The organism is Terrabacter terrigena (assembly GCF_042676085.1).
Taxonomy (GTDB): domain Bacteria; phylum Actinomycetota; class Actinomycetes; order Actinomycetales; family Dermatophilaceae; genus Terrabacter; species Terrabacter terrigena.
Map to the genome: position 1 here is coordinate 200,058 of NZ_JBHTKH010000003.1, position 13,334 is coordinate 213,391.

Annotated in this window: 13 protein-coding genes; 4 read left to right on the top strand and 9 right to left on the bottom strand. The window is 72.2% G+C overall.

Translation table 11 applies throughout. From position 1 onward, the window contains the following. Positions 1 to 357, bottom strand: coding sequence for an Rv2175c family DNA-binding protein (locus ACFQ2V_RS06860; RefSeq protein WP_386052050.1), 357 nt, complete (start codon positions 355 to 357; stop codon positions 1 to 3). A gap of 320 nt (positions 358 to 677) precedes the next feature. On the opposite strand from ACFQ2V_RS06860, the gene ACFQ2V_RS06865 reads away from it, so the two are divergent. The 3 genes from ACFQ2V_RS06865 (at position 678) to ACFQ2V_RS06875 (ending at position 4,680) form a co-directional block, all read left to right on the top strand. Further along, complete coding sequence (locus ACFQ2V_RS06865) at positions 678 to 1,637, top strand: lytic transglycosylase domain-containing protein (RefSeq protein ID WP_386051914.1); 960 nt, start codon at positions 678 to 680, stop codon at positions 1,635 to 1,637. Positions 1,638 to 1,789: 152 nt separating this feature from the next. Then, positions 1,790 to 3,772: a Stk1 family PASTA domain-containing Ser/Thr kinase gene (pknB, locus tag ACFQ2V_RS06870; RefSeq protein ID WP_386051915.1), complete on the top strand. Its 1,983-nt coding sequence runs from the start codon at positions 1,790 to 1,792 to the stop codon at positions 3,770 to 3,772. A gap of 8 nt (positions 3,773 to 3,780) precedes the next feature. After that, positions 3,781 to 4,680, top strand: a complete 900-nt coding sequence (locus tag ACFQ2V_RS06875; protein WP_386051916.1) for a DMT family transporter — start codon at positions 3,781 to 3,783, stop codon at positions 4,678 to 4,680. A gap of 111 nt (positions 4,681 to 4,791) precedes the next feature. On the opposite strand, the gene ACFQ2V_RS06880 is transcribed toward ACFQ2V_RS06875, so the two are convergent. The 5 genes from ACFQ2V_RS06880 to ACFQ2V_RS06900 all read right to left on the bottom strand — a co-directional run bounded on the left by ACFQ2V_RS06880 (position 4,792) and on the right by ACFQ2V_RS06900 (position 10,244). Continuing rightward, a complete protein-coding gene (locus tag ACFQ2V_RS06880) occupies positions 4,792 to 5,868 on the bottom strand; it encodes a threonine aldolase family protein (RefSeq protein ID WP_386051917.1) in 1,077 nt (358 codons plus the stop codon). Between the two features lie 2 nt (positions 5,869 to 5,870). Next, on the bottom strand, positions 5,871 to 7,253 hold the full coding sequence (locus ACFQ2V_RS06885; RefSeq protein WP_386052051.1) for a class II 3-deoxy-7-phosphoheptulonate synthase: 1,383 nt from the start codon (positions 7,251 to 7,253) through the stop codon (positions 5,871 to 5,873). Between the two features lie 87 nt (positions 7,254 to 7,340). Next, positions 7,341 to 8,039, bottom strand: coding sequence for a response regulator (locus ACFQ2V_RS06890; RefSeq protein WP_386051918.1), 699 nt, complete (start codon positions 8,037 to 8,039; stop codon positions 7,341 to 7,343). Between the two features lie 17 nt (positions 8,040 to 8,056). Then, the gene (gene macS, locus ACFQ2V_RS06895) at positions 8,057 to 9,370 is read right to left on the bottom strand and encodes a MacS family sensor histidine kinase (RefSeq protein ID WP_386051919.1); all 1,314 of its coding nucleotides are present in this window, start codon (positions 9,368 to 9,370) and stop codon (positions 8,057 to 8,059) included. Positions 9,371 to 9,374: 4 nt separating this feature from the next. Continuing rightward, the gene (locus ACFQ2V_RS06900; protein ID WP_386051920.1) at positions 9,375 to 10,244 is read right to left on the bottom strand and encodes a lysophospholipid acyltransferase family protein; all 870 of its coding nucleotides are present in this window, start codon (positions 10,242 to 10,244) and stop codon (positions 9,375 to 9,377) included. Between the two features lie 185 nt (positions 10,245 to 10,429). Here ACFQ2V_RS06900 and ACFQ2V_RS06905 point away from each other — a divergent pair, with 185 nt between their 5' ends. Continuing rightward, positions 10,430 to 11,149 carry a hypothetical protein gene (locus ACFQ2V_RS06905; protein ID WP_386051921.1) on the top strand — a complete coding sequence of 240 codons (720 nt, stop codon included), beginning with the start codon at positions 10,430 to 10,432 and terminating at the stop codon, positions 11,147 to 11,149. Here the strand turns inward: ACFQ2V_RS06905 and ACFQ2V_RS06910 are convergent. From ACFQ2V_RS06910 to ACFQ2V_RS06920, 3 genes are read right to left on the bottom strand one after another with little or no spacing between them, the layout of a single operon-like run. Beyond that, positions 11,146 to 11,850 carry an endonuclease/exonuclease/phosphatase family protein gene (locus ACFQ2V_RS06910; protein WP_386051922.1) on the bottom strand — a complete coding sequence of 235 codons (705 nt, stop codon included), beginning with the start codon at positions 11,848 to 11,850 and terminating at the stop codon, positions 11,146 to 11,148. The genes ACFQ2V_RS06905 and ACFQ2V_RS06910 overlap by 4 nt on opposite strands. Before the next feature lie 39 nt (positions 11,851 to 11,889). After that, entirely contained in the window at positions 11,890 to 12,858 is a 969-nt protein-coding gene (locus ACFQ2V_RS06915; protein WP_386051923.1) for an ROK family glucokinase, read from the bottom strand. Further along, a complete protein-coding gene (locus ACFQ2V_RS06920; RefSeq protein WP_386051924.1) occupies positions 12,855 to 13,334 on the bottom strand; it encodes a hypothetical protein in 480 nt (159 codons plus the stop codon). The genes ACFQ2V_RS06915 and ACFQ2V_RS06920 overlap by 4 nt, the downstream gene beginning before the upstream one ends.

A 13,334-nucleotide genomic window follows, 5' to 3' on the forward strand; every position in this document is an offset into this window, starting at 1 on the left:
CTAGAAGGCGAGCTCCTGGGCGCGCCGCCGGACCTCGGTCTTGTGGCCTGCGCGCAGGGCGTCGATGGGCGCGCCCTCGACCGGCAGGGTCGGGTCGGGCGTGAAGAGCCACTCGATGATCTCCGCGTCGTCCATGCCTCCGTCGGCGAGCACGGTGAACGTGCCCCGCAGCTCCGGCCGGGGACCGTTCTCGTCGACGAACTTGGCGGGGATCGCCGTGACCTTACGCTCACCGATGCGGGTTGCGATCACCTCGCGGTCGGCCACCATCTGCCGCACGCGTGACAGCGGCACCCCGAGGCGTTCGGCGGCGTCGGGCACGGTCAGCCACTCCCCGACCAACGTCTCGAGGTCCATGGTGTCCGGGGTGCTCTCGTCGGGCTGCGCGGCTGTGTCACTCACGGGCACGAGTCTGCCACCGTTCTCGGCACGGTCGGACACCTCGCGCCTGCGCGTCGGGGTGTGTCTCCGAAAGGTCTTCACGTGCCCGCGTCGAGCGTGAATTACACCGATGTACTTTTAGTTTAGCGCTCAAATGTGCGCTATCGTCACAGGCGCCCCAAATTTCACAGTTGCAACACCGGCCTCCACTGCTCACATCGCTTGATGCGCCGCACCCTTCCGAACGCCCCTCCACGTCTCCGCAGCATCGGGCTCCAGGAAAGGACTCCCACCCCATGCCCCTCGCCGACGTCGCCGCGCTCGCCGTGCCCGCCCACGCGGTCGTGGCCCCCGTGGCCGCCACGCCCTGGAAGACCGTCACGGTCCGGCCGGGCGACACGCTCTGGCACCTCGCCATCGCCAACCACACGACCGTGCGTGCCCTCGCCCAGAAGAACCGGCTGGCGCTCGGTGGCTCGCTCATCCACCCCGGGCAGAAGCTGCTCGTCCCCGGACGGGACTCCACAGCCGGGGCGACGCGGTCGAGCACCGCGGCGCACACCCGTGCAGCGACTCCCGCCAGGCCGTCGGCGCGCGACGCGGTCCACGTCGTGCGCGCCGGGGACACGCTGAGCGACATCGCGAAGAAGTACTCCGTCTCGATGACCAAGCTGCTCGCCGCGAACAAGGTGCGCAGCAGCGCCCTCATCCTCGTCGGCCAGAAGATCGTCGTCCCCGGTGGCGCTCCTGCTCCCGCACGCGCCACGCGCACGCCGAAGCCGGCCGCGCCGTCCGGGTACTCCGTGTCGGCCAAGACCGCGAAGGCCGTCGCCGCCAGCAAGGCGAGGCTGGCCGGCGCGAAGGTGCCCAGCCGCACCGAGACCGCCGCGATCATCCGGGCCACGGCCAGGCGCCACGGGGTCGACCCCAAGCTCGCGCTCGCGATAGGGTGGCTCGAGTCCGGTTGGCACCAGCGGGCCGTCTCGTACACGAACGCCGTCGGGGTCATGCAGATCATGCCGATGTCGCAGACCTGGGCCTCGGAGCTGGCCGGCCGCCGGCTCGACCGTTTCGACGCCCGCGACAACATCACCTCGGGCGTGCTCATCATCCGGTCGCTGCAGGCCAGCGCCGACTCGCGTGAGCAGGCCATTGCGGGCTACTACCAGGGCCTCTACTCGGTCCGCACCAAGGGCCTCTACGACGACACCAAGCGCTACGTGGCCAGCGTCCTGGCCATCTACGACCGCCTCTGACGGGGTGCCGCTCCGCGTGAGCGCGGAGCGCCGGCGGGTGGTCTCGCGGTGTCCTCGGCACGCCTCCGCGGCGGGCGGTGCGCCCGCGCCGCGAGACCCCTCCACGGCTGGCCTGCACGGGATGAGCCCGATCTGCCCGTAAACTCTGGTGCGTGACGTCCAGCGTGGCGGACGCCCTCGTCGGTCGGGTGATCGACGGCAGGTACCGCATCCTCTCCCACCTCGCAGACGGGGGCATGGCCTCTGTCTACGTGGCGCTGGACGCACGACTCGACCGCGAGGTCGCACTGAAGATCATGCGCCCCGGGCTGGCGGCCGACGAGGTGTTCGTCGAGCGGTTCCGGGCCGAGGCCCGTTCAGCGGCCCGCCTGAGCCACCCCAACGTCGTGGCCGTCTTCGACCAGGGCCAGGACGACGGCGAGGTGTTCCTCGCAATGGAGCTCGTCGAGGGCAAGACGCTGCGCGACGTCATCCACGAGGAGGCACCCCTCACGGGGCGCGAGGCGCTCGCGATCCTCGAGCCGATCCTGCTCGCGCTCCGGGCCGCCCACGCTGCGGGAATGATCCACCGCGACGTCAAGCCCGAGAACGTCATCGTCAGGCGCGACGGCGAGGTCAAGGTTGCCGACTTCGGTCTCGCCCGGGCCATCAACAACCAGACGGCCACGAGCCAGACGGGCGTGCTGCTCGGCACCGTCTCCTACCTCTCCCCCGAGCAGGTCGAGAGCGGCATCGCCGACCCCCGCAGCGACGTGTACGCCGCGGGGCTGCTGCTCTTCGAGATGCTCACGGGGCGCAAGGCGGTGACCGGCACCACGCCCATCCAGATCGCCTACAACCACGTGCACGGGTCCATCCCCTCCCCCTCGTCGGTCGTGCCGACCGTCCCTGCCGACCTCGACGCCCTCGTGGCCCGGGCCACCGCCGTCGAGCCCGACGACCGATTCGAGTCGTCCGCCTCGTTCGTCGCTGCCGTCAGGTCGGTGCGACGTGGGCTGTCCGCCGGCGAGCTCGACCGGCGCGGTGCCGCCACCGGGTCGGGTGCCGCTGACCCCGCCACCTCTGTGCTGCCCGCCCTGTCGACCACCAGCCGACTGCCCGCGACGTCGGGTGCTGCCGAACGCAGCCGCACCAGGCCCAACGACGTCCGCCGGGCAGCCGCCGGCGGCCTGGCCGGCCTGCCGGTGCACGACGACCCGCCCGGTCTCGAGCACACGGCCGCGATGCCGGTCGACCGACGCCCGCCGCGCCGCCGCAGGTGGCTGCTGTGGACGGCGGTCATCCTCCTCGTCGCCGGCGTCGGGTCCGGCGCGTGGTGGTTCACGGCCGGCCCCGGTGGGTCGACGCTCGTCCCGGGCGTGGTCGGGCAGCAGGTCAGCAGTGCCGAGACCGCCATGGAGCAGGCGTCACTGCGCATGGACACCACCGAGCAGTTCTCCGAGACCAGGGCGAAGGGCGTGGTGCTGCGCGTCGACCCCGCCCCGGGCAGCGAGCTCGGCAAGCAGTCCGTCGTTCGCGTCGTCGTGTCCAAGGGCAAGGAGCGCTACGCGGTCCCCCAGCTCGTCGGCACCAGGGTCGCCGATGCGGGCCCGGCCCTCACGCCCGTGAACCTGCGGCTCGGCGACACCCGCGAGGCCTGGAGCGAGACCGTGCCCGAGGGTGTCGTCATCTCCCAGGACCCGGCTGCGGGGGCGTCGGTCAGGCGCAATGCCGAGGTGGCCGTCGTCGTGTCCCGGGGACGCGAGCCGATCAAGGTGCCGACCGTGACGGGTGCCGGCTTCGACGCCGCGTCGGCAGCGATCACCAGGGCCGGCCTGGCCGTCGCTCGCGCAGAGGACGTCAACAGCGACACCGTCCCGGCCGGGCAGGTCGTCTCGCAGAACCCCGCGAGGGGCACGCTGCACCGGGGCGACACCGTCACCGTCGTCGTCTCCAAGGGCCCGGTCATGGTGCCGGTGCCCGACGTCGTCGACCAGCAGGACACCGTCGCCGAGAAGACACTGACCGACCTCGGGTTCAAGGTGCAGAAGCAGTACCCGTTCGGCGACCTCTTCGAGAAGAAGGTCCGCGCGCAGGACGTCCCTGCGGGCACTCCCGTGCCCAAGGGCAGCACGATCACGCTCACGATCGTCTGACGCCGCCGATGACCCCTGCGGCGCGCAGGCGCCTCGCCACGCTGCTCCTCGTCGCCCTCACGGCGGTGTGGGGCTCGACGTTCTTCCTCATCCGCGACCTGGTCGAGAGCGTGCCGCCGGTCGACTTCCTCGCCGTCCGCTTCAGCCTCTCGGCGGTCATCATGGTCGTCGTCTTCTGGCGTCCGTTGCGCGCCCTGACGCGTCGACAGGTCCTCGTCGGGGTCGGCCTCGGCGCTCTCTACGGCCTGGCGCAGATCTTCCAGACGCAGGGGCTCGCGACCACGCCTGCCTCCGTGTCGGGCTTCATCACCGGCACGTACGTCGTGCTCACACCGGTCTTCACGGCGGTGCTGCTGCGCGAACGCGTCGCCGGATCCACTTGGGCTGCAGTCGTTCTCGCGACAGCCGGCCTGGCCCTGCTGTCGCTCAACGGCTTCTCCGTCGGGGTCGGGGAGGCCATCACCCTGCTCGCCGCCGCCCTCTACGCGCTGCACATCATCGGGCTCGGCCGGTACAGCGCGTCGGAGATCGCGACAGGGCTCTCGGTCGTCCAGATGGTCGTCATCGCGCTGCTCTGCGTGGTGGGCGCCGCGCCCGGCGGCATCGTGCTGCCGGCGTCACCCGGCCAGTGGGCCTCGGTGCTCTACATGGTCGTCTTCGCGAGCATCCTCGCGCTGTGGGTCCAGACCTGGGCCCAGGCGCACATGCCCGCCACCCGCGCAGCGATCGTCATGACCCTCGAACCGGTGTTCGCGGCCTTGTTCGCCGTCACCCTCGGCGACGAGACGGCGACGTTGCGCATGCTGGCCGGCGGCGCGCTCGTGCTCACCGCCATGTATGCCGTCGAGCTCCTCGCGCGCCGGCGGCCGGGCGAGCTGCCCGCCGAGGCCCTCCACCACGAGGTCTGACCCTCGGGCCAGCTCGGCCGGCGCGGCCAGCACACCCACGGGTCCGAACGCCGAGTTCTGTGGCGAACGCGCCACCGAAGACGGCGTTCGGTGCAGCGGGGTCGACCGGGATCAGGCGGTGGGAGCCGACCGCAGCAGGGCGGTGAGGACGTCGATCGCGACGTCGGTGCCGGCGTCGTCGACGTCGAGGTGCCAGACGAGCCGCACGGCACCCGGCCCGACGGCATACGTGCGCACGCCGGCGGCCAGGGCTGCCTCGACGAAGGCCGCGGAGGTCCACCCGGCAGCCGCGACATCGACGATGACGATGTTCGTCTCGACGGTCGCGAGGTCGACCGACCCGGGCGCGACCTCGGCCATCGCCTCGGCCGCACGGCGGGCGCGGGCATGGTCGTCGGCAAGACGTTCGACGTTGTGCTCGAGGGCGAACAGGCCCGCGGCCGCGAGGATGCCGGCCTGGCGCATGCCGCCTCCGAAGCGCTTGCGCCAGATGCGCGACTCGGCCATGGCGTCGGCCGAGCCGGCGAGCACACTGCCCACGGGCGCACCGAGGCCCTTGCTGAGACAGACCGAGACGGTGTCGAACTCGCGGCCGTAGTCGCCGACCGAGACACCCGAGGCGACGTGCGCGTTGAAGAGCCGCGCGCCGTCCAGGTGCATCGCCACACCGCGCTCGCGCGTGACCGTGCGCGCCCGTCGGATCTCGTCGAGTGACTGGACCGTGCCGCCGCCGAAGTTGTGGGTGTTCTCGACGATCACGAGGGCGGTGCACACCTGGTAGGGGCCCGCGCCGGTGATCATGAGCGCGGCCGCGTCGTCGGCCCGGAAGCGGCCCCTCTCGGAGACCCACGTGCGCGACGAGATGCCCGACAGGACCGCAGCGGCACCGAGCTCGGCCCGGACCACGTGGGCCAGGGAGTCGCCGATCAGCTCCTCCCCCTGCCTGACGTGCAGGCGCACACCGAGCTGGTTGGCCATCGAGCCCGACGGCGTGAACAGCGCCGCCTCGTGACCCAGCAGGTCGGCCACGCGCTCCTCGAGGGCCCGCAGCGTCGGGTCCTCACCGAAGACGTCGTCGCCGACCTCCGCTCTGGCCATCGCGGCCCGCATGGCATCGCTCGGCCTGGTCAGCGTGTCACTGAGGAGGTCGGCCTTGAACGGGCTCGGGTTCGTCGTCGCGGCCGTCACGCTCAGGCCTGGCTGAGCATCTCGGCGACGACGAAGGCGAGCTCGAGCGACTGCTGGTGGTTCAGGCGCGGGTCGCACACCGACTCGTAGCGCTTCTCGAGGTCGGAGTCGATGATCTTCTCGGCTCCGCCGAGGCACTCGGTCACGTCGTTGCCGGTGAGCTCGACGTGGATGCCGCCGGGGATCGTGCCGAGCGACTGGTGCACCTCGAAGAAGCCGCGCACCTCCTCGACGATGTCCTCGAAGTCGCGCGTCTTGTAGCCGGTCGAGCTCTCGAAGGTGTTGCCGTGCATGGGGTCGCAGATCCACGTCACGGTGGCGCCGGAGCCGGTGACCTTGTCGACGATCGCGGGCAGCGCGTCGCGGATGGTGCCGGCCCCCATGCGGGTGATGAAGGTCAGGCGCCCCGGGGTGCGGTTGGGGTCGACCTTGTCGATGAGGCGAAGCACCTCGTCGATGTCGGCCTTGGGCCCGAGCTTGACGCCGATCGGGTTGCTGATGCGCGACACGAAGTCGACGTGCGCGCCGTCGAGCTGGCGGGTGCGCTCGCCGACCCAGACGAAGTGGCCCGACGTGTCGTACAGGCGGCCCGACCGGGAGTCGATGCGGGTCAGCGGACGCTCGTAGTCGAGCAGCAGCGCCTCGTGGGCGGCGAAGAACTCGACCGTGCGCATGGCGTCGAAGTCGGCGCCGCAGGCCGCCATGAAGCGCATCGCCTTGTCGATGTCCTTGGCGAGCTTCTCGTAGCGCGCGTTGGCGGAGTTGGCGACGAAGCCGCGGTTCCAGTCGTGGACGTGGCGCAGGTCGGCGAAACCGCCCGTGGTGAAGGCGCGCACGAGGTTCAGCGTGGCCGAGCTCGCGTGGTAGGCCCGCACGAGTCGCTGCGGGTCGGGGATGCGCGCCGTCTCGTGGAAGGCGAAGTCGTTGACCATGTCGCCGCGGAACGCCGGCAGGGTCACCCCCTCGCGGGTCTCGACGGTGGAGCTGCGAGGCTTGGCGTACTGCCCGGCCATGCGGCCGATCTTGATGACCGGCACCGATGCGCCGTAGGTCAGGACGGCGGCCATCTGCAGGATCGTCTTGATGCGGTCGCGGATGTTGTCGGCCGTCGCGGACGCGAAGGTCTCGGCGCAGTCGCCGCCCTGCAGCACGAACGCCTCACCGACCGCGGCCTTGGCCATGCGGTCGGTCAGGATGTCGCACTCGCCGGCGAAGACGAGCGGAGGATACGAGGCGAGCGTCTCGATCACCTCGGACAGCGCGGCGGTGTCGGGCCAGGCAGGCTGCTGCTGGGCCTCGAGCTCGGTGGCCGCGGCCGTGAGGGCGGCGAGGGCCTCGGACCCGTCAACGGGCTCGAGACCGACATCGGCGGTGACGGTCCTCATGTTCACTCCGCAAGCGTAGACGTCGTCACGCACGCCGCCCGCACGGGTCCGCATCCCGAAACCTCACGGGGCCCGGGGCGTATGCCGTCAGGCGGGCGATGTGGGATCGGCGAGGTCGAGTCCACGCTCCATGGCGAAGCGAGCCAGCTCGACCCGGTTGTGCATCTGGAGCTTGCCGAAGATGTTCTGCACGTGGTTCTGGACGGTGCGGTGCGACAGGAACAGCGTCGCGGCGATCTCCTTGTAGCCCATGCCGGTCGCGACGTACTTGAGGATCTCGGTCTCCCGGTCGGTCAGCTCGGGGACGGGTCGCTCCGGCGTGCCGCCGCCGGCTGCCTTGACGCGCCTGAACTCGCCGAGAACGAGACCAGCCAGGCCGGCGGTGAACACCGGCTCGCCCGCAGCGGTCGCCCGCACCGCGGCGAGGAACTCCTCACGACCGGCCGACTTGACCAGGTAGCCGAGGGCACCGGCCTTGACGGCGTCGAGGACGTCCTGGTGGTCGCCGCTCGCCGAGAGGATCAGGATGCGGCTGGGCACACGCGCCTCCGCGAGGGCGGCGCAGACCTCGGCGCCGGACAGCCCCGGAAGGTTCAGGTCGAGAACGAGCACGTCGGGCACGGTGGCCCGCGTGCGCGCGACGGCCGAGCGCCCGTCGTCGGCCGTGGCGAGCACCTCGAAGCCCGCGGCGGCGAGGTCGCGGGCGACGGCGTCGCGCCACATGGGGTGGTCGTCGGCGACGACGACGCTGATGTGTTCGGGCGGCGTGCTGCCGTCCTGGGGCATGGCGTCCTCCTGATGGGTCACGGTGTTCGTCGTCGGAGCGGGGTGTCCGGTTCGTCACCATGGTGACGGATGGGACGTCGGTTCGTCCGCTGGTTGGGGATGCGCAGCTCGACGGTCGTCCCGCCGGAGGGCCCAGAGGTGATGGTCGCGGTGCCCCCGAGGTCGGCGAGGCGTCCGCGGATGCTGGACGAGACGCCGAGCCGACCCTGGCCCACCGCCTCGTCGAGCCGGCCGGCCGCGACGCCCTTTCCGGAGTCACGGATCGTCACGGCGACATCCTTGCCGTCGTCGTCGAGCAGCACCCAGGCGCGGGCGTGCTGGCCGGCGTGCTGACGGACGTTGTCGAGAGCTGCCTCGACCGCGGCCACGACCTCGTCGGCCACCCGGCGCGGCAGCAGCACCGCGTCGGCGGGCGAGACGAGCTGGACACCCGTGACCTCGACGTGCCGCAGGAGCACCCGGAGGTCGGCGTCGCCACTGACGGCCCGCCCCACCTCGGCGAGGTCGCTCTGGCTGACGAGCGTTCGCAGGATGCGCTCCTGCTCACCTGCCATCGCCCCGAGCCGCGCGGCCTCGCCGCCGAGGTCGGCGGCGCGGCGGTTGATGAACGCCAGTGTCTGCAGCACCCCGTCGTGGACGGTGCGCGCCAGGCGGTCGCGCTCGTTGCGCGCGGCGTCGAGCCGCATGGCCTCGGCCAGGGCCTCGTGGCTTGCCCGCGCCAGGTCGACGCAGTAGCCGATGCAGCCGCCCAGCAGCAGCCCGAAGATCGAGTTGGAGACCGTGTTGGCCGTGGGGTGGACGACCTCGACGAACGAGGTCGCCGCCACCAGCGACGCGGCGGCGAGCCCGCCACGCCAGCCGCGCAGGACGGCGAACCCGACGACCGCGGCGGTCGGCCAGATCGACGGGATGGTCTTGGCGCCTCCGGTGATGACGGCCGGGTGGTCGACGAGGCGGGTGGCGAGGATCGCGCCGCAGCCGATGACGAGCTCTGTCGCGTAGGCGCGGACGGTGCGCATCGGGCGAAGCGTCTGCACGACCGTCCAGGCGGTGAGCGCCGCGAGGATGGCGACGGCGCCGACGAGGTGGGCGACCTGGGCGTGCCGCTCCCACACCGCCCACGTCGCGTACGCCAGGGCGAGCCATCGGAACACGTCGACCCCTCGCCACAGCCCGCGCACGAGCACGTGCTCGTCATCGAGGGCCGGTGCCGGTCGCTCGGTCTCGCCCACCATCGCGGGTTCAGGTGCCTCGGGTGCCTCAGGTGCCTCGGGGACGAACGCCGATGCCGGCTCGACGGAGTCCGAGCCGACGTCGTGGGGGGTGCTCATGGACTCAGGACGCGGCCACGACCGGACCGTCGCCCTCGTCGTCGTCCAGGGCAGGCTCGGAGGCCTTCGGTGCGTCGCCGGCGTCGACGGCCGGACGGGCCTTGCCCTCGGCCGCGTCGAGCGCCTCCTCGAGCTCGGGGGCGGCGCTGCCGGGCTTAGCGGCCTCCTGCAGCTCTCGCGCCTTGGCGCGGGCCGCGGAGACGAGGCGGTCCTTCATCGACGTGGCGTACATGTCGACGTACTCCTGGCCCGAGAGCAGCATCAGCTCGTACATGATCTCGTCGGTGATCGAGCGCAGGACGAACCGGTCGTCCTCCATGCCCTCGTAGCGCGAGAAGTCGAGCGGCTTGCCGACACGCACGCCGACGCGCATGATGCGCGGGATCACCTTGCCGGTGGGCTGCGCCTTGTCGGTACCGATCATGGCGACCGGGATGACGGTCACCTTGCCCTCGAGCGCCATGCGGGCCACGCCGGTGCGTCCCCGGTAGAGGCGGCCGTCGGGGGAGCGGGTGCCCTCGGGGTAGATGCCGAGGAGCTCACCGCGGCGCAGCACCTTCAGGCCCGAGCTGAGTGCGGCGTTGCTGGCCTTGCCCCCCGAGCGGTCGACCGGGAGCTGACCCACACCCTTGAAGAAGGCAGCCGTGAGCCTGCCCTTGATGCCACGGCCCGTGAAGTAGTCGCTCTTGGCGAGGAAGGTCACCCGGCGCGAGACGACGAGGGGCAGGAAGATCGAGTCGGAGAAGGACAGGTGGTTGCTCGCGAAGATCGCGGCCCCCTCGTCGGGGATGTTGTCCTCCCCTTCCACCCACGGACGGAAGAGGAGCTTGATGATCGGCCCGATGACGATCGTCTTGAGGAACCAGTAGAACAACCGCGTCCGCCTTCCAACGGTGACGGCTCGAACTCTACGACACTCGCGCACTCACATCCGCGCATGCGAGGATCGACAGGTCCAGCCGCTTCGCCCGAGGAGCCCCTCCGTGACCCATGCGACGGTCGTCCCGACGCGCCACCGGGCGTTCGTTCGTCCCTCGACACCAGTCGCCGGGAGCCGTCGTGGCTGACCGCGACCTCGACGCCGAGTTCGAGCGCATCATCGCCGGGTGGGACGACGAGGCCCCCGACCCACAGCGACGCGCGCCGTCGCCCGCGCCCGACGCTCCGGGCGCGGACGTCCCCGCCCGCGACAAGCCGGCCGACACGCTGACCGGCGGCGCCGACGCGGCCGGGTCGAGCGTGGCGCTCGACCCGTCGGCCGCCGAGACCGAGCGGTCCGAGAGCAGTACTTCCCCGGCCGGCACGTCCGAGACCGGCACTTCCGAGAGCAGTACGTCCGGGAACAGTACGTCCGAGACCCCCGACGCCGCCGAGCCCACGACGCCTCCCGCCACCTCTCCCGCCAACCCTCCCTCCAGCGGCGGCGCGGAGCTGCTGGAGCTGCCGATCGCCCCGACGACCTCCCACGCCTGGCGCGGTGGCGCCCCCCAGCGAGGCGACGCCGACGACCTGCTCGAGGCGTCCGACCCCGACGACGACCACTTCGTGCCGCCGTCGGAGATCGAGCTGCCGTCCGCCGAGACCGACCCGATGTTCTGGGCCATCGTCGGCGGCCTGGTGGGCGGCCCGCTCCTTCTTCTCTACGTGCTCTTCTTCGACCGCGACGGCAGCGGGTGGTGGGTCGTGACCGCACTCGCCATGGTCGTCGTCGGCTTCGTCCTGCTCGTGCTGCGGGGAGGCACCGAGCGGGACCCCTTCGACGACGGCACGAGGGTCTAGCCCCTCCCCTCCCCCGCGGCCGCACCCCTGAGGTCGAGGTCGACCCAGACCGGCCGGTGGTCCGAACCGCGGGCGAGGTCGCCGGGGTCGACCTCCGCAGGCGCACTCCCGGTGGCCGCCAGGTCGGGGCTCGCGAAGACGACGTCGAGCGCCGCGGTCGGGGTGCGGGCCGGGAAGGTGGCGACGTCACCCGACACGAGGCGCAGCGGTGCAGCCAGGACGGCGAACGCCCGACCGTGGCTGCCCTCGTTGAGGTCGCCCGCGACGACGACCGGGTCGGCCGAACCCGGTGCACCCGATGCGTACCTCTGGACCAAAGTCGTCGCGTGCCGCACCCGCTCGTCGGCGCGCAGGCCGAGGTGCACGCTGACGACCGTCACGACACGGGCGCGGGCGGTGCCGGGCAGCGCGACGGAGGCTGCGGCATACCCACGGGTGCGGTCGGGAAAGCGCACCGGAAGGCGGCCTCGGCTGCGTCCGACGAGGACGACGCGCGGGCCGAGGAGCACGGCCGTGCCCCCGGTGCCCGCCCGGCCCCGTCCCCAGGCCATTCCACACGCCCGGGCGAAACGCGGCAGCCGCACCTCGGTGGTGAGGCGGCGCGGCACCTCCTGGAGACAGAGGACGTCGGGTGCGACCGCCCTCACCACCCGCGCGGCGGCCGCGCGGTCGTCACGCAGGTCGTGCAGGTTGTAGCTCATGACCCGCAGCACGTGCTCCGGCCGGTTACCGGGCACGCGTCAGCGGCCCGCCCGAGCCAGCTCGGCCGCGCCGATGAGACCCGCGTCGCTGCCGAGCACCGCGCGCACGATCCGGGCCTCGGGGCGGTATCCGCGGCCGGGCAGCTGGCGCCGGAACGCCTCACGGGCCGGGCCGATCAGCATCTCGTCCGCAGCGCTGACACCGCCACCGATGACGAACAGACCGGGGTCGAAGGCCGACGCGAGGTTGGCCAGGCCGATGCCCAGCCAGCGGCCGATGTCGGCAAGCAGCTCGCGGGCGGTCGGGTCGCCGTCGCGGGCGGCCTCGGTGATGAACGGTCCGGTGAGCGCCGTCGCGTCGCCGCCCAGCCTGGACAGCAGGTCGGCCACGACCGGCGAGCCCGCCTCGATCATGGCGCGGGCCTCGCGCACGAGCGCGTTGCCGCTGGCGTACTGCTCCCAGCAGCCACGGTTGCCGCACTCGCAGCGCACGCCCCCCGGCATGATCTGCATGTGGCCGAACTCGCCGGCGATGCCGTGGCGGCCGCGCTGCACGTGCCCGTCGACGATGAGGGCGCCGCCGATACCCGTGCCGAGCGTGATGACCACGACGTGCGACTCGCCGCGGGCAGCGCCGAAGGTGGCCTCGGCCCACGCAGCGGCGTTGGCGTCGTTGTCGACGGTGATCGGCAGCGCGATGCGCTGGGCGAGGGAGGCACGCAGCGGCTCGTTGCGCCACGACAGGTGCGGGGCGAAGACGACGGTCGCACGGTCCTCGGCGACGAAGCCCGCCGCGCCGATGCCGACCGCCACGACGTCCTCGCCGTCCACCCGAGCGAGCAGCTCCTCGACGGACTCGACGATGGTGTTCTCGACCACCGAGGGCGAGGTCGAGCGATGGGGGGTGTCGCGACGGGTGCGGTGGGTGATGACACCGGTCTCGTCGACGATGCCGCCCGCCACCTTCGTGCCACCGATGTCGATGCCGATCGCGAGCCGCCTGCTCATGCGGGCCCCTCCCTTCGCGTCGTGCCGGTGTCGCCGTCGTCCGTCTCGGGGCGTCGTTCGCGCTGTGCCGTCGCGAGGTCGCGCAGTGCCGTGGCTGCGAAGCCGACGAAGTCGGCGACGCGGTCGATGGTGTCGGGGTTGACCTGCTGGACGAAGGCGATCAGCTGGCAGACGGGGCAGACCCGGCAGGCCGCCGGAGGTGTGCCCCCGCACGTGCACTCCTGCCGGGAGGTCTGGTCGTGACCTGTGCCGGTGGAACGCTCGTGCCGGGAGGTGCCGGGCTCGGAGGTGCCGGGCTCGGACGTGCCGGGCTCGGACGTGCCGGGCCCGGAGTGGCTGCTGCCGCGTGACGCGCTCGACGGCGTACGCGACGAGCCTCCCCAGCCGCGCTCGGAAAGCAGGTCGAGGAGCAGCGCCGCCTCCTCGGCGACGGTGCCCGGTTGGGGCGCGGACCCGGGCGCATCGTGGGACGTCAC

Coding starts and splice junctions, on each gene's coding strand:
- ACFQ2V_RS06860 (WP_386052050.1), bottom strand. CDS start 357: ATGGACCTCGAGACGTTGGTCGGGGAGTGGCTGACCGTGCCCGACGCC.
- ACFQ2V_RS06865 (WP_386051914.1), top strand. CDS start 678: ATGCCCCTCGCCGACGTCGCCGCGCTCGCCGTGCCCGCCCACGCGGTC.
- ACFQ2V_RS06875 (WP_386051916.1), top strand. CDS start 3,781: ATGACCCCTGCGGCGCGCAGGCGCCTCGCCACGCTGCTCCTCGTCGCC.
- ACFQ2V_RS06885 (WP_386052051.1), bottom strand. CDS start 7,253: ATGAGGACCGTCACCGCCGATGTCGGTCTCGAGCCCGTTGACGGGTCC.
- ACFQ2V_RS06890 (WP_386051918.1), bottom strand. CDS start 8,039: ATGCCCCAGGACGGCAGCACGCCGCCCGAACACATCAGCGTCGTCGTC.
- macS (WP_386051919.1), bottom strand. CDS start 9,370: ATGAGCACCCCCCACGACGTCGGCTCGGACTCCGTCGAGCCGGCATCG.
- ACFQ2V_RS06910 (WP_386051922.1), bottom strand. CDS start 11,850: ATGAGCTACAACCTGCACGACCTGCGTGACGACCGCGCGGCCGCCGCG.
- ACFQ2V_RS06915 (WP_386051923.1), bottom strand. CDS start 12,858: ATGAGCAGGCGGCTCGCGATCGGCATCGACATCGGTGGCACGAAGGTG.